This window comes from Cytobacillus sp. GQ23, from assembly GCF_059758675.1.
In genome coordinates this window covers 43,594-59,531 of the sequence record NZ_JCAXER010000025.1, presented here as the reverse complement: position 1 = coordinate 59,531, position 15,938 = coordinate 43,594, and the positions used below count along the sequence as shown (strand labels likewise).

Genomic DNA, 15,938 nt, shown 5'->3' with positions numbered 1-15,938 from the left:
GTTTAGTTTAATGTAGCGTTTTAAATTCCTTAAATTCGATTATTTCTGCACGGCAGCACTTGTTTTCCGGGGAGTACCAGGGGGCTTTCGAAGAAATCTTCCTGCATTTTCAGGGATCAAACCTCGGGTTCCATTTAACACAGTGCATTGTAGATAGGCTAAACATTCTATTAAAAAGGCCCCCATCATGGAGACCTTCTATTTTTTTAGGCTCTTTTCGTATATATTGTTGTTTTTCGCTTATAAATGTTGTCCGTTGATTGCAGTGAAGGGTTGCTCCCTTTCCGCGGGGCGGGCGCTGAGCCTCCTCGACGCTGTGCGTCTGCGGGGTACCTTTCCCTAATCCTGCCGGACGTTGCATAGGCTTCTTTGAGTACACACCGCACGAAGAAAATGCGCATGCATTTTCGAGAATCTCGCAGCTAATACAAATAGCAGCGAACTTTGTTATACTTTCAGTCTTAATTTCTTCAGCAATCTATCGACCCTTGAACCGAACAGCAGATAGATTAATTTTGTTCGGAAGCTCAGGTAGAAATAGACTCCCGCACCTGCTGCTGCGCAAATGACGACAATGATGGCTGCCTGAAGGTTGGCTGCCGGCGATAAAAAGGCAGTTGTGATTTTATAAACCACTCCTGCAGCAATATACATGCATGCAGTAAATAAAACAATCAGCATTCCTCGTCTTAAGACAAGCTTGAATGGATATTTTGCATATGTTTTTATTACATAAAGATTAATTAAGATCGCCGCAATATAGCCCAGCGCGGTGGCAAATACGGCACCCTGTGTTTCAAATAGTTTTATGAGCGGAATATTCAATGACAGCTTTACGAGGAGACCAGTCAGTAAACTCAAGATTGTGAAACGCTGTTCATTGATTCCCTGCAAAATGGCTGCAGTTACCGAAAAATAAGCAAAGAGAATGGCCACTGGTGCATACGTTCTCAACACTTCAGTCCCCAAATCTTTATGCTCATAGAATAGGGTAAAAACGGGCTCTGCAAGCAGAGACAAGCCTGCCACGGCAGGCAGAGTCAGAAACAAAAGCACCTGGAACGTCTGGTTCAGCTGGCGGTTTAAGTCTTCTCGGTCTTCTTCCATAAATGCTTTAGTCACACTCGGCACAAGCGTCAGTGAAAAGGCTGTGGCAAGTGAGACAGGTATGATGACCAGCTTATGGGTCTCGAAGTTCAGGACAGAAAATGCCGCTACAGCATGGCCGGCTTCCCCAATAGCGTCCATCGCTCTTTTAAATGTAATCTGATCAATAAACTGAAAGAGCGGATTAGCAAGGCCAACAAACACAAACGGTGCAGCATAAAGAATGATTTCTTTATAGATGTCTTTGAGAGAGATGTCCACGGTTCCTTTATCTTCTTCAAGCATTTTATCCAAATGCGGCTTGCGTTTATACCAATACCAGAATAGCACCCCGAGGCTTCCAAGTCCGCCGATAAAAGCGGCAAAGGTGGCGACACTGATTGCTGCAGTGAGTGACCCATCCATCACATTTAAGACAACATATGCACCTGCAAGCACAAATAAGATGCGGACAATCTGCTCCACCACCTGGGAAACAGCAGTTGGACCCATAGACTGATGTCCCTGGAAGAACCCTCTGATCAGACTCATGAAGGGGATAATAATCAGGGCAAAGGATACTGCTCTGATTACCGTTGTTACATCTTCAACACTTACCTCCACATTTTCCCCAGACAGCGTCATTTCGGCAACTGCAGGAGCAAGGAAGAACAGAAGCAGGAAAGAAACGATTCCGCTCGCCGTCATAATTACCAAACCTGACTTGAACAGCTTTCTTCCAACAGCATACTCCTCTATTGCATTATATTTAGATATAAACTTTGAAACTGCCAGCGGAACACCCGCAGTTGCGATACTGATAAAGATTGTATAAGGTGTATACGAAAAGGAGTATAGGGCTGTTCCTTCCTTCCCGACTATCTGATAAAAAGGAATAACATAAAACAAACCAAGAACCTTCGAGATAATGGTGCCAAGTGTAAGGATGAAGGTTCCCTTTAAAAGCTTAGATGACATATAATCCCTTCCTTTATGAAATGCGGAAGCGCCTTGTTCACCCTGCCAAGCACTGGACGTCCTCACGGAAAGGCGTATTTGCCTTTCCATAGAGGATTGTCCTAAATGGTGAGGAAAAGACAAGTATCCTGCCTCGAGGGGTCAGGCGCTGGAGCTAGACATTTATCGACTTTCAAAACGTTATTTCTTATTAAGAAAAAACTGTGCAGCATGCAAACTATAAAAGTATATGAATGCCCAAGCTGCGTTCGTCAATTTTCTATCTTTTTAGACACACTATTTGTAGTGTACTCTTCTTGGCGGGGAAATTCCACTTGCAATACCGTATAATGGGGCATTATTTTTAGAAATAGGATATTTGATTTATAATGAAGCTATTGTTTATTTAGCGAATTAAGATAAGTTGGTGAAAACATGAAATATGATGTAATAATTATAGGCGGAGGTCCTTCGGGATTGATGGCAGCAATCGGTGCTGCGGAAAAGAAGGCAAAGGTCCTTCTGATTGACAAAGGAAACAAGCTTGGAAGGAAGCTGGCCATTTCCGGCGGTGGCCGTTGCAATGTCACAAACAGGCTTCCGGTAGATGAAATCATTAAACATATCCCCGGCAATGGGAGATTTTTGTACAGCGCTTTTTCCATTTTCAGCAATGAAGATATTATCCGCTTCTTTGAAAATCTGGGAATTGAGCTGAAAGAGGAAGATCATGGGCGGATGTTTCCTGTGACCGACAAAGCACAATCCGTTGTTGATGCCTTAATTTCAAGGCTGAAGGAACTGAAAGTTGACATCAAAACAGACAGCCCCATCCAGGATGTTCACTATGATAATGGCAGGGTGAAATCGGTAGAATTACAGACAGGTGATATGTTTGAAGCAGACGCTGTTGTCATTGCTGTCGGAGGGAAGTCAGTTCCCCACACCGGCTCAACCGGTGATGGCTATGCATGGGCAGAAAAAGCAGGCCATACAATTACAGAGCTTTTTCCCACTGAAGTGCCGCTTACTTCTTCGGAAAGCTTTATTAAAGAAAAAACACTGCAGGGCTTGTCACTGCGGAGTGTGGCACTTAGTGTGTTAAACCCTAAAGGAAAAGCGCTCATCACCCATCGGATGGATATGATCTTCACCCATTTCGGTATAAGCGGTCCGGCGGTTTTACGCTGCAGCCAGTATGCTGTGAAAGCGATGAAGAAATGGAATTTAAATGAAGTAACCATGAACCTGGATGTTTTGCCTGATTTAAAGGAAGAACCTCTATTTCAGGAAGTGTCCAAAAAGATAAAGGATGAGCCAAAGAAAATCATTAAAAATCTCTTAAAGGGAATGCTTCCTGAAAGGTATCTTCTGTTCCTCCTTGAGCAGAATAACATTGACCCATCTGCACAAGGGGCTGCTATTTCCAATGATAAAATCAGAAGTTTTGTTAAAGGCTGCAAATCTTTTCAGTTTAAAATAAATGGGACTCTGCCTCTGGACAAAGCTTTTGTTACCGGCGGAGGAGTTTCCGTCAAAGAAATTGAACCGCAGACAATGGCATCAAAAATGATGGAAGGCCTTTTCTTCTGCGGAGAAATTTTGGACATCCATGGCTACACAGGCGGTTACAATATCACATCTGCACTTGTAACAGGCCGGTTAGCAGGATTAAACGCAGCAGCATCTGCACATACCGTGTAATATAGATAGAGCCTGATGCTTTGAGACATCAGGCTCTATATATTACCATGGCAGTGAAACAATAAATCTGTTCGTCTTCATCCTCATGCACTGCGGCCACATTATATTTGATATCCAGAAGTTTTTTCTCCTCAATTTTCTCCAGAAAATGATTCATATCCTTTTCCAAGTCTTTTTCATGCTCATGATCGAATAACTTTACCTTTATCATTGAATTGTTCCTCCCAGTTTTTTTAATAGTTTGGACATTTTTCAGAATTTTTAAAATAACAAACTAAAAAAAAACGAAGCCTAATTGGCCCCGTTTGTAATTTATTCTGTTTTCCCCTGCCAGTTCAGCATGCCGCCTGCCATATTGCGAACCTTATATCCTTGTTCCTGCAAGTAATGACAAACATTTCCGCTGCGGCCGCCAGAGCGGCAGATAATGATATACTCAGTGTCTTTATCGAATTTATTCAGGTTCTCGGGGATCGTGCCCATGCGGATATGTCTGGCTCCGGGAATCATTCCGGCTGCAACCTCATCATCTTCTCTTACATCAACAAGCTCAAGCTTCTCTCCAGCCTCAATCTTTTTTTGCAATTCTTCTGTTGTAATCTCTTCAATATGGTCCAATCCTAACACCCTTTCCGGAAAACTTTTTAAATAGCACTTTGCATTTACTAATGCTGCCACTCCTATAATACCCTATATGGAACGAAAAATATAAAGTAATACTTCAATCAGTAGTGGTTTTCCTTTTCCCCCACTGATTGCTAGTTGTAGCACAGAGGAAATGGCGTTCTTAGTAATCTTTGTTCTTATTTCGGGCCTTTACTGGCAGTTTGACCCCCAAATTCTCTTTTTGATTCCGCTGAGTCTAGAAGCAGGGATCTTACTTCCGTTAAACTGAGATATAATGAGAAGTTTTATAGCGCAAATGCAAAACCACCCCTGTTCATATAGAGGTGGTTTTGTCTCAATATAACTTAATTTGCAACAATATTTACAAGCTTGCCCGGTACTGCAATAACTTTGCGTACAGTTTTTCCGTCAATTTGCTCTTTTACTTTGTCATCGCCCATTGCGATTTGCTCTAATAAGTCTTTTTTGGCATTGGCCGGAACCATAAGCTTTGCTTTTACTTTGCCGTTGATTTGGATAACAATTTCGACCTCATCATCAACCATTTTGGCTTCATCAAATGCCGGCCATGCTTCGTAAGCAATGGATTCACCATGGCCAAGCTTTGACCAAAGCTCTTCTGAAATATGAGGAGCGATTGGTGAAAGCATTTTAACAAAGCCCTCTGCAAAAGCTTTTGGAATCACATCTGCTTTATATGCTTCGTTGATGAATACCATCATTTGAGATATAGCTGTGTTGAAACGAAGTCCTTCGAAGTCCTCAGTTACTTTTTTCACTGTTTGGTGGTAAACCTTTTCAAGGCTGCTGCCTTCTTCAATGTCCTGAATTCTCGGGCTTAATTCACCAGTCTCTTCTACAAACAATCGCCAGATGCGGTCAAGGAATCTTCTTGAACCATCCAATCCATTTGTAGACCAGGCGATGGAAGCTTCAAGCGGTCCCATGAACATTTCGTATAGACGCAGAGTATCTGCACCATGGCTCTCTACGATTTCATCCGGATTAACGACATTGCCTTTTGATTTACTCATTTTCTCATTGTTTTCCCCAAGAATCATGCCCTGGTTGAATAGTTTTTGGAACGGTTCCTTCGTATGGACAACTCCCACATCATATAGAACCTTGTGCCAGAAGCGGGCATATAGAAGGTGAAGAACCGCATGTTCAGCTCCTCCGATATAAATATCAACCGGAAGCCATTCTTTTAATTTCTCGGGATCTGCAAGAGCTTCACTATTTTTCGGATCAATATAGCGAAGATAGTACCAGCAGCTGCCTGCCCATTGCGGCATTGTGTTCGTTTCCCTGCGGCCTTTCTTGCCAGTTTCAGGATCCACAACATTAACCCACTCATTGATGTTGGCTAGTGGTGACTCTCCAGTGCCGGAAGGCTTGATCTCCGTTGTTTTTGGAAGCACTAATGGAAGCTGATCTTCCGGCACGGCAGTCATTGTGCCATCTTCCCAGTGGATAACTGGAATCGGCTCGCCCCAATAGCGCTGGCGGCTGAATAGCCAATCACGAAGACGATAAGTAACCTTCTTGGTGCCAATACCCTTTTCTTCGAGCCAGGCAATCATCTTCTCAATAGCATCCTCTTTGTTTAACCCATCCAGGAAGCCTGAGTTCACATGCTCGCCATCGCCAGTGTATGCTTCTTTTTCAACATCTCCGCCGGCAACGACTTCTTTAATAGGCAGTTCAAATTGCTTAGCGAACTCATAGTCACGCTCGTCATGTGCCGGAACCGCCATGATGGCACCCGTTCCATAGCTGACTAAAACGTAATCCGCAATCCAGATTGGCATTTTTTCGCCGTTAGCAGGGTTAATTGCATAAGCACCAGTGAATACACCTGTTTTTTCTTTAGCAAGATCTGTGCGCTCAAGATCGCTCTTGCTTTTTACTTTATCAATGTAAGCCTGAACTGCTTCTTTTTGCTCTTCTGTTGTGATTTTATCAACAAGCGCGTGTTCTGGAGCAAGTACAGCATATGTTGCACCAAATAACGTGTCAGGACGCGTTGTGAAAACAGTGAATGTGCCATCATGACCTTCAATATTAAATGTCACTTCGGCTCCTTCAGAGCGGCCGATCCAGTTACGCTGCATATCCTTAAGGCTCTCAGGCCAATCCAATAAATCAAGATCTTCAAGCAGGCGGTCTGCATAAGCTGTAATTTTCAGCATCCATTGTCTCATTGGACGGCGTTCTACCGGATGGCCTCCGCGCTCGCTCTTTCCGTCAATAACCTCTTCATTTGCAAGTACTGTTCCTAGTGCCGGACACCAGTTAACAGCGACTTCATCAATATAAGCAAGCCCTTTTTCATATAGCTTTAAGAAAATCCACTGAGTCCATTTATAGTATTCAGGGTCTGTTGTGTTAACTTCACGATCCCAGTCATAGGAAAAGCCTAATGCCTTAATCTGGCGGCGGAAGGTGTTGATGTTCTGTTCTGTGAATTCAGCCGGGTCATTCCCTGTATCAAGTGCATACTGCTCTGCAGGCAAGCCAAATGCATCCCATCCCATTGGATGAAGGACATTATAGCCCTGCATGCGCTTCATGCGGGAAAGGATATCAGTTGCCGTATATCCTTCCGGATGGCCAACGTGAAGACCTGCGCCTGAAGGATACGGGAACATATCAAGTGCATAAAACTTTCGCTTGCCTTTATCTTCAGTTGTTTTGAATGTTTTATTTTCTTCCCAGTGGCTTTGCCACTTCTTTTCAATCTCCTGATGATTGAAACTCATTTTTGTTTCCTCCTAATTTCAGAAAGCTGATGGAGCTGACTGCTTTCTGACTTCAAAAATTTGTACTTCATACTATAATTCAATAAAAAAACCCCTCATCCCAAAAAAGGGACGAGAGGATTATGTATAAATCTCCCGCGGTACCACCCACATTAGTGAACATGTCACTCGCTTCATTACTCCTTAACGCGGAGAACGGCAAGCATTACTGGTATTTCACACTTGCTGCTCAAAGGCGAGTTCATGATGTGCCCGGCTGACTTGCACCTGCCGTCAACTCTCTTCAACGGGCTTAGCACCACTACTGCTCCTTATCTAAGCATGTTTAGTATAAGAATATCACTATTGTAATAAATTTCCCGCCAGGATGCAAGTAGGCTTATCCTGACAGGAATTTTATTCTTAGAATATGCAATGTCTACAAAATTGTGCACCATATTTCACTTTCTTTAGGCAAAATGTTTACAAAGACTTTGGCCGCTATTTCTGATGATGAGATCCAACGGCACAGATCACCAGAAAGTTATCTGCCATCAATTCAGTATCAACAATATACCCATAGTTTCAGCTTTTTTATTCATATCTCTGTACAAGAAAAAGAGAGGGTCTCGCTCTTCCCCTCTCTAAAAACTGGTATGTGCATTCCTTTATTGAATTGTGTAGCCTCCATCAATAACTGCTGCCTGGCCCGTAATTCCTTTAGCTCCATCACCAGCCAAAAAAATCGCATAATCTGCAATCTCTTCTACCTTCAAAAGCCTTTTTTGCGGCACTAAAGGATAAATGACCTCCTCCAGTGCTTTTTCGATGGGCACATTTCTAGTTTTAGCAAGATCATTCAGCTGATTTCTTACAAGAGGTGTATCTACATATCCTGGACAGATGGCATTAACCGTGATGCCATGTTCGGCAGCCTCCAAAGCAGCGACTTTTGTAAGGCCTATGACGCCATGCTTGGCACTGTTATATGCAGCTTTCCCTGCAAATCCGACAAGCCCATTAATGGATGCCATGTTCATGATACGGCCGGACTTTTGTTTTTTCATGACCGGCATGACATGTTTAATGGCCATGAATGGTGCTGTGAGCATCACTTTGATCATAAATTCAAATTTTTCAACAGGAAAATCTTCAATAAAGGAAACATGCTGCAGCCCTGCATTATTTATCAGCACATCCAAAGTACCGAATCGGCTGACAGCTTCATCGATGGCCTCCTGTATATCAGACTCTAATGTCACATCACATTTTAGCCCGAGCGCTTCAAAACCTTCATTCTGCAAGTTTTCTGCAGCTTTTTTTACAGCATCTTCCTGAATATCCGTGAGAACAATTCTAGATCCATGTTCAGCAAACCTTTTGCCAATTTCATAGCCAATTCCCTGCGCTGCACCAGTGATAAAAACTACTTTATTTTGTACCATGTATAAGCTCCTTTCAAAAACAAAGGCGGGGCTCTGCTTTACGAGCCCCTGCCGAAATTAGATTCCTAATCCAAATGAGAATAATACAATCGCTAGCGCTAAACCAATCAGCGGGACAATTACCGTAACAGCAGCCACTGCTCCATATGCTGCCTGGTGTGTTTCACCGCAAATAGCACGGACAGTGGTAACAACATAGCCATTATGCGGCAAAGAATCCAGGGCACCTGAAGAAATGGCAACCGTTCTGTGCAGGGCTTCTGCATTAACACCCATATCCATATAATGGGGGGCAAGAATTGGCAGTGCGATTGCCTGGCCGCCTGAAGCTGAACCAGTCATCCCCGCGATCACACTTACTGCTATGGCTCCGCCTATCAGCGGACTGCCAGGGATGCTCGTCATCCAATCTACTGCTGTAGCAAATGCTGGAACTGCTTTTGCTACACCGCCAAACCCTACAACAGCAGCCGTATTACCTATAGCAATTAATGCACCTAATGTTCCATCAGACACAGCATTCCAGAAATTAGTGAAATACTTTCGGTTTAATAGATATGTGGCAATGACTCCACCTAATAAAGCAAGAATAAGTGCAGATTGTGCAAGTGAATCATGGAATACGAAGGAAATAATTAATACCACCACTAACGGTATAACACCCATAATAGGGTGCGGTAAATTCTTATTTTCAGTTACAGGATCCTGCTTGCGGGATTCAAAGGTTTCTCCTTTGTTTACAGCCTTGGTAATCATGCGCTTCAGCCACCAGTAGCCGAAGATCATCATGAACACAGCCACAATTAAGCTGACTTCCCAGCCGGCATATGGAGTTGTTCCAAGGAACTCTATCGGAATCCAGTTCTGAATTTCAGGTGAACCTGCAGAAGTCATCGTAAATGTGACAGATCCAAAGGCAAGTGCTGCAGGGATAAATCTTCTCGGCAGGTTTGCCTGTTTAAATAAACTTAATGCCATTGGGTATACAGAGAAAGCAACAACGAATAAACTGACTCCGCCATAAGTTAAAATGGCACAGGAAGCAACAATGGCAAGAACAGCATATTTCATTCCCAGCTTATCCACCACCATTTTGGATACACTGTCAGCTGCACCGCTGTCCTCCATTACCTTTCCAAAAATGGCACCCAAAAGGAACATCAGGTACCATGATGTGACAAATCCCGAAAAGCCGGACATATAGTTTCCGACCAAATTGGCCTCTCCTTCCCCTGCCAGCTGCGGAAACAATGGCATACCGCTGAAAAGAGCTACAAACAGCGCAGATAACGGACCGACCACCAGCAGGTTCATCCCCCGCATGGTCAAGTAAATCAGCAGGGCAAGCCCGCCTATTAAACCAATCATACTTAGCATTTCATTTCCCCCTTTGTTTTTAAATAAAAAAAAACTTTGTCCTCCCCCTCTTTGTAAACGCTTGCAGAAAAATAATTTTCTATGAAACTTTGCTGCAAGAAGTGTGCCAATATAAATAACTTTTATGGAAAGGGAATGGTGAACATTTAACGAACTATTTATTCCAGAAATCTGGAACGAGCAGGGTGCAAGTCCTCAAATCTAATAGACTAGTTTTCTGATAATTCCGTCTAAAATAGGGTTATAATTAAAAAAGATTCCTAGAATTGATAAAGTCCAGAATTCTGGACTTTATTCCGGATTTCTGGACTGTTTCATTCTATACAATTCCATATTTCTTTAACTTTTCGTACATCGATGATTTACTGATGCCAAGAGCTTTAGCTGCTGCAATTCGGTCATTATTATATTTGACCAGGCTTTGTGAAAGAATCCGCTTCTCTGTTTCTTCTAGAATATCCTTCAGATTCTTTTTTCCAACAGGATATACAGCAGTTTCTTTCATATAATCGGGCAATGATTCTATTGTGATCGTTTCATTGCTTGTAAGGTGGATAGATGCCTCAATTACATTTTCAAGCTCTCTAATATTTCCGGGCCAGCTGTATTGATGAAACTTTTCTATGACTTCTTCTTCAATTGCACTAATTCTCTTTCCTGATTTTTTCGTTATTTTCCTGATAAAGCTGTCGATAAGAAGCGGTAAGTCTTCCATTCTGTCCCGCAAAGAAGGAACCATGAACGGCACTACATTAATCCGGTAAAATAAATCCTCCCTAAACCGCTTTTCCTCCATCATCTTTTCGAGCGGCCTATTAGTGGCAGCAATAATCCGGACATCCACTTTTACCGAAGAAGTTGAACCCACGCTTTCAATCTCGCCCTCCTGCAGGGCACGCAATAGCTTCACCTGCATATTAAGCGGCATATCCCCGATTTCATCCAAAAACAAGGTGCCTCCATCTGCGAGCTGAAATTTTCCTTTTTTGCCGCCCTTTTTCGCTCCGGTAAAAGCTCCCTCTTCATAGCCAAACAGTTCAGACTCCAGCAGGTGTTCAGGTATGGCTCCGCAGTTAATTTTGACAAAAGGCTGATGGCTCCTGTTGCTGAGCTGATGAATGCTGTGGGCAAACAGTTCTTTACCGGTCCCGCTTTCCCCGCGGATTAAAACGGAAATATCACTGCCTGCCACCATTTTCACCTTTTCCTTTAGGCTTTGAATCTGGCTTGAGCTTCCCAATATATCATCGAGGCTGTATTTTACACTAGGGTCAATTCCCTGGATATAGCTCTGGATTTTTGTGAGCATGCTCTTTACATGGCTGTTCATCTGCATCCATTCCTTGGTATCCCTAAAAAAAACCGTACCAAAGGCGCCAATTACCTCTCCATCAGAAAAAATGGGAATGCGGTTGGCTATCATATAATTGCCTCTTATAAATTGCAGGTCCGCTATTTCTTCCTTTCCAGACTCCGCCACTATATGCATACGTGAGTTTTCAATAACCCCAGAAACATGTTTCCCCAGGACCCGTTCCCTCTCCACCTCAAGAAAATCGCAGTAATTTTTATTAATGTAAATGATCGTTCCTTCTTTATCTACAACTACAAGCCATCCAAAGGCATTTTCTACAATGGTTTCAACCATTTGAACAGGCAAATCAAATAATGCACTTTTCATTTTTGATCTCCTCATTTTGGTCATTCTAAATTATAATCACTATTTTATCATATTTTTCTGACAACAAATTCGTCTTCATTAGGTATTCTAATTGCTTTTCCTGTCCATACCATTAGTAATCGTCAAAGATATGGGAGGTGTTTCAGCTGAAAGGCATATATCTGATCAATCCGCACTGGCAAGCTTATAACAAGTCCAAAGAGGATTGTATCCAGCTGCAAAAACAGGCACTGGAATCCTATATTGAAAACCATAATATTTATACAGTGAAGCTCAATCAATGGCAGCTGAATGACTATTACACCATTCCACATGCCCTATTGTATGATTTGAAGCAAAAGAAGGCAGATCTGGATATCCTGCTTCTTTATTCTGAAGAGGTTCTCGACAACTTTATTAATTCGTATCCGGCGAGATGGCTTATTTTGAAAAGCTTTTTTAATGAGATTGTATTTTGCGCGAGCCAAAAAGAGAACTCGCTTGAAGGTGCAGGTTAAATTATTTACTTCAAACCAAAAACCTGCAGCTAAAAACTGCAGGTTTCATTCATTCTTATGAAGCATGCGCCAATTCTTTAGACTCTTTTAATTTCCGGTCATAAACAAGAGTTGTCAGAATGGCAAAAACAAATAGAATCATTAATACAGCAAACAGCATGGAGATTCCATAAAGGTCAACGAGAATTCCCCCCAGTAACGGGCCGATCATCCTTCCCCCAGTAGCTGTGCTGTTTACGATTCCCTGGTAAAATCCTTCTCTCCCTTTTGGAGCAAGCTGGTTGGCAATGGTCGGAACAGCCGGCCAAATTAGCATTTCGCCTATTGTCAGAATAACCATGGCTGTTACAAATGCAGAGAACTGTTCCGCGGCCGCCGCAGCAGCAAACGAGCCAATAAATATAACCATACCTGCAATCATCTGAACCTTTAAGGTTTTAAACCATTTTACCATTGCACTGATCACTGGCTGCCCCAATACAATCAGGGCTCCATTAATTGTCCACAGCAAACTGTATTGCTTTAGAGAAATGTTCAGCTCCTGTGTATAGGCGGCAATAGTCGATTGCCATTGTACATATCCCACCCAGCACAATAAATAGCCTGCGCATAATATGAGCAGCGCATAAAGCTTAGTATGATTTTTAACCATGCCATTTTCCTGAAGGATAGATGTCTGCTGACCTGAAACTGTGTTTATTCCCCTGTATCCCAAAACAGCGATTAATAAAAATAGGATATACATGACAGTGTTGGCCAGAAAAATAAGCTGAAAAGAGTATGATGCCACTAGACCGCCAAGAGCCGCACCAATGGCAACACCTGCATTCTGGGCTACATAGATGGCATTGAAAGCTTTGCGTCCCCCTTCTTTCCAGACTGATCCCGCCATCGCAAACATAGAAGGAAAAACAATCCCGGATCCAAATCCGACAATGGTGAGGAACACCACATATGCAGGCCAGCCATGCCAAAGTGTCAAGCCGAGAAGTGCCATTACCGTAATGATAATTCCAAGAAGAATCGAACGATAGCCGCCTATTTTATCATAAAGGCTTCCCCCAATTAAATTTCCTGCGACACTGGCAGCTGCATTCACCATTAGAACCAGGCCGGCTACCGATAAGGATTTGCCTAAGTGGTCATGAATATAGATTGTATTAAGAGGCCATAAAAAAGAAGATCCGGTTACATTCACTGCCATTCCGATAATTAAAAGCCATAGGGTCCGCGGCATAGGATTCCCCCCCCTTTTTCAAATTTTTTATGTTTTGCCGGTCCATTTCTCCCGTACACTATTTCGAATTCCAAAGTAATTTTAGTTGGTTTTTCATGTCCTTGCAATAGGTTTTCAATCGATTTTAAAAGACAGAATACTTCTTCTTTTCTACCTTAAATTGCTGTAAAAATTTTAGAAACAAAAGGGCTGCAATAGTAAAGCCCCGATCCTTGTTGGATCAGGGCTTTGCCATAATTATTATGAAGATTGTTCTGGTTCAGGATGAAACTTGGATTTAACAGGCTGACCGCCTGATTTTTCATATTTCTTTTTCGACTGCTTTACCGGATCGTAATCCCGGCCAAATTCAACATCCTGGCTATTGGCGCCATTGCGCGTCTTTTGTTCAGGATTGTTTTGTTTTGAACGCTTTTTTACCATCTGTGGACCACTCCTTAATGAGGAAGAATTATCATCTGATTTTGGAGCTGCTGCAGCTGGAGCCTCATCCGGTGAAGCTGTTCCCGCTGCTGGGAGTTAGCGCTGTGGGCCATCTGGGTTATATCATTATAAGCAGCCTCCAAAGACTGAAGCGCATTGGAGTATTCTAAATCATTGTAATGCTCCTGTGTTCTCCCTGATTCAAACTGCTCCTGTGCCAAACGGATTGCATCCTCACACTGCTGCAGAAGTGTATCCATCGATTCACGTGTTGCCACTATATGTTCCCCTCCTTGAAGAATGGGTCTAGAAGCTTGCATGCTTCATGAATTAGTTTGTTCATTTTTCCGTAATCCTTACCACTCTATTTCCTGCCAATTCCCCTTGGATAAGGTTTTAGGTCATGATAAGATAAAGTGAAACTTCAAATGGCTGGGGTGCCTCCCTGATGGTTAGCTGAGGCACACAGGAAGCGGCACAAAGACGCTGCCACAGGATGTGGCGTTCTTTAGTCTTTGTCCTTTTTTCGGGGTTACGCAGTGATTCATTTTGTGTAAAACACTCATTTAATTTGCACCATATAAATTACTCTTTTATTAAGGAGGGGTAACTTTGGATAAAGCAAATCCATTTCCATATGCATCCGATAATAAACGGTACCATACATGGAATTATCATTTGCGCAGTGAATTTGGCCATAAGGTTTTTAAAGTAGCACTTGATGGCGGCTTTGATTGCCCAAACCGTGATGGAACGGTCGCACATGGAGGATGTACATTCTGCAGCGCAGCCGGTTCTGGAGACTTTGCAGGTAACCGCGCTGATGATCTGGAAACACAGTTTGATGCAATCAAAGCAAAAATGCATCATAAATGGAAAGATGGTAAATATATGGCCTATTTTCAGGCCTTTACGAATACACATGCACCTGTTGAAGTGCTTCGTGATATGTACGAGAGGGTGCTTAAACAGGATGGTGTTGTCGGGCTCTCTATTGCGACCCGCCCTGACTGCCTGCCTGATGACGTAGTTGAGTATCTGGCAGAGCTTAACAAACGGACCTATCTCTGGGTAGAGCTTGGCCTGCAGACGGTACATGAAAGAACTGCCCTTTTAATTAACCGGGCACATGATTATCAATGTTATGTGGAGGGAGTAAACAAACTCCGCAAGCATGGAATCCGCATCTGTACCCACATCATAAACGGGCTTCCTCTTGAATCACCTGAAATGATGATGGAAACTGCCCGGGAAGTTGCGAAGCTGGATGTACAGGGAATTAAAATCCATCTTCTTCATTTATTAAAGGGAACCCCGATGGTTAAGCAATTTGAAAAGGGCATGCTTGAGTTTTTGTCTCTTGATGAGTATATAAATTTAGTATGCGATCAGCTGGAAATATTACCGCCGGAAATGATTGTGCACCGCATCACTGGTGATGGCCCTATCGACTTGATGATCGGACCGATGTGGAGTGTCAATAAGTGGGAAGTGCTTAATGGCATTGATGCCGAATTAAAGCGAAGAAACAGCTGGCAAGGCAAATTTTACAATCCAAGCCAAGTGGAGGCATTATCATGAAGCTTGAAAGAATCTTACCATTTGCAAGACAGCTGCTTGAAAAAGCAGTATCGCCCGGAGATATTGTTATTGATGCTACTTTGGGCAATGGACATGATACCGTATTTCTGGCAGATCTGGTGGGACCGAATGGAAGACTTTACGGATTCGATATTCAGGAAGAGGCTGTCCTGAATACAAAAACACGCCTGGCTGATCATGAACTGACAGACAGAGTTACCCTGTTCCATACAGGACATGAACAGATTCTGGAGAATGTACCTCCTGTCCACCATGGAAAAATTACAGCAGCCATATTTAACTTAGGTTACTTGCCCGGGGGCGATAAAGATATTGTCACCCGTCCGCAGACAACCATTTCTGCTATCGAACAGCTCTTAGAACTGATGGCTCCAGAAGGGATTATTCTTTTGGTGATTTATCACGGCCATATTGAAGGTGCTGTTGAACGCGATTACCTGCTCAGATATGTGAAGCAGCTGGATCAAAGCCTCGTTCATGTGTTGCAGTATCAGTTCATTAATCAAAAAAATAACCCGCCGTTTATTATTGCAATTGAAAGACGATAAAGTAACCTTTGAT

At 42.8% G+C, this 15,938-nt stretch carries 14 protein-coding genes and 1 other annotated feature; of the genes, 4 read left to right on the top strand and 10 right to left on the bottom strand.

What is annotated here, in order from left to right; all coding sequences use genetic code 11:
- Nucleotides 1-447: 447 nt before the first annotated feature.
- On the bottom strand, nt 448-2,064 hold the full coding sequence (locus AC6CHU_RS19600) for a putative polysaccharide biosynthesis protein (RefSeq protein ID WP_159869903.1): 1,617 nt from the start codon (nt 2,062-2,064) through the stop codon (nt 448-450).
- A 414-nt stretch (nt 2,065-2,478) separates the two neighbouring features.
- Between AC6CHU_RS19600 and AC6CHU_RS19595 the strand changes: the two genes are divergently transcribed.
- Nucleotides 2,479-3,747 (top strand): BaiN/RdsA family NAD(P)/FAD-dependent oxidoreductase, encoded by a 1,269-nt coding sequence (locus AC6CHU_RS19595; protein WP_159869900.1) that lies wholly within the window; start codon nt 2,479-2,481, stop codon nt 3,745-3,747.
- Between the two features lie 28 nt (nt 3,748-3,775).
- Here AC6CHU_RS19595 and AC6CHU_RS19590 read toward each other — a convergent pair whose 3' ends face one another.
- The 6 genes from AC6CHU_RS19590 to AC6CHU_RS19565 all read right to left on the bottom strand — a co-directional run bounded on the left by AC6CHU_RS19590 (nt 3,776) and on the right by AC6CHU_RS19565 (nt 11,618).
- Nucleotides 3,776-3,958 (bottom strand): sporulation protein Cse60, encoded by a 183-nt coding sequence (locus AC6CHU_RS19590; protein WP_076261883.1) that lies wholly within the window; start codon nt 3,956-3,958, stop codon nt 3,776-3,778.
- A 101-nt stretch (nt 3,959-4,059) separates the two neighbouring features.
- Nucleotides 4,060-4,365: a rhodanese-like domain-containing protein gene (locus AC6CHU_RS19585; protein ID WP_159869912.1), complete on the bottom strand. Its 306-nt coding sequence runs from the start codon at nt 4,363-4,365 to the stop codon at nt 4,060-4,062.
- A 353-nt stretch (nt 4,366-4,718) separates the two neighbouring features.
- Entirely contained in the window at nt 4,719-7,136 is a 2,418-nt protein-coding gene (leuS, locus tag AC6CHU_RS19580) for a leucine--tRNA ligase (RefSeq protein WP_498122622.1), read from the bottom strand.
- A gap of 104 nt (nt 7,137-7,240) precedes the next feature.
- Nucleotides 7,241-7,463: a binding site (T-box leader), on the bottom strand.
- Between the two features lie 320 nt (nt 7,464-7,783).
- Complete coding sequence (locus AC6CHU_RS19575; protein WP_159869894.1) at nt 7,784-8,560, bottom strand: 3-hydroxybutyrate dehydrogenase; 777 nt, start codon at nt 8,558-8,560, stop codon at nt 7,784-7,786.
- Between the two features lie 57 nt (nt 8,561-8,617).
- Nucleotides 8,618-9,937: a GntP family permease gene (locus tag AC6CHU_RS19570; RefSeq protein ID WP_159869891.1), complete on the bottom strand. Its 1,320-nt coding sequence runs from the start codon at nt 9,935-9,937 to the stop codon at nt 8,618-8,620.
- A 319-nt stretch (nt 9,938-10,256) separates the two neighbouring features.
- On the bottom strand, nt 10,257-11,618 hold the full coding sequence (locus tag AC6CHU_RS19565) for a sigma-54 interaction domain-containing protein (protein WP_159869888.1): 1,362 nt from the start codon (nt 11,616-11,618) through the stop codon (nt 10,257-10,259).
- Between the two features lie 137 nt (nt 11,619-11,755).
- Between AC6CHU_RS19565 and AC6CHU_RS19560 the strand changes: the two genes are divergently transcribed.
- Nucleotides 11,756-12,115: a hypothetical protein gene (locus AC6CHU_RS19560; protein ID WP_498122621.1), complete on the top strand. Its 360-nt coding sequence runs from the start codon at nt 11,756-11,758 to the stop codon at nt 12,113-12,115.
- 55 nt (nt 12,116-12,170) lie between these two features.
- Here the strand turns inward: AC6CHU_RS19560 and AC6CHU_RS19555 are convergent, their stop codons facing one another.
- The 3 genes from AC6CHU_RS19555 to AC6CHU_RS19545 form a co-directional block, all read right to left on the bottom strand.
- The gene (locus tag AC6CHU_RS19555; protein WP_498122620.1) at nt 12,171-13,352 is read right to left on the bottom strand and encodes an MDR family MFS transporter; all 1,182 of its coding nucleotides are present in this window, start codon (nt 13,350-13,352) and stop codon (nt 12,171-12,173) included.
- A gap of 240 nt (nt 13,353-13,592) precedes the next feature.
- A complete protein-coding gene (locus AC6CHU_RS19550) occupies nt 13,593-13,775 on the bottom strand; it encodes a glycogen biosynthesis protein GlgD (RefSeq protein ID WP_159869882.1) in 183 nt (60 codons plus the stop codon).
- A 14-nt stretch (nt 13,776-13,789) separates the two neighbouring features.
- A complete protein-coding gene (locus tag AC6CHU_RS19545; protein ID WP_159869879.1) occupies nt 13,790-14,053 on the bottom strand; it encodes a YtzC family protein in 264 nt (87 codons plus the stop codon).
- A gap of 334 nt (nt 14,054-14,387) precedes the next feature.
- On the opposite strand from AC6CHU_RS19545, the gene mnmL reads away from it, so the two are divergent.
- Both mnmL and mnmM read left to right on the top strand, forming a co-directional pair.
- Nucleotides 14,388-15,356 (top strand): tRNA modification radical SAM protein MnmL/YtqA, encoded by a 969-nt coding sequence (gene mnmL / locus AC6CHU_RS19540; protein WP_159869876.1) that lies wholly within the window; start codon nt 14,388-14,390, stop codon nt 15,354-15,356.
- Nucleotides 15,353-15,925: a tRNA 5-(aminomethyl)-2-thiouridylate-methyltransferase MnmM gene (mnmM, locus tag AC6CHU_RS19535; protein WP_498122619.1), complete on the top strand. Its 573-nt coding sequence runs from the start codon at nt 15,353-15,355 to the stop codon at nt 15,923-15,925. Before mnmL ends, mnmM begins: the two co-directional genes overlap by 4 nt.
- Nucleotides 15,926-15,938: the final 13 nt, after the last annotated feature.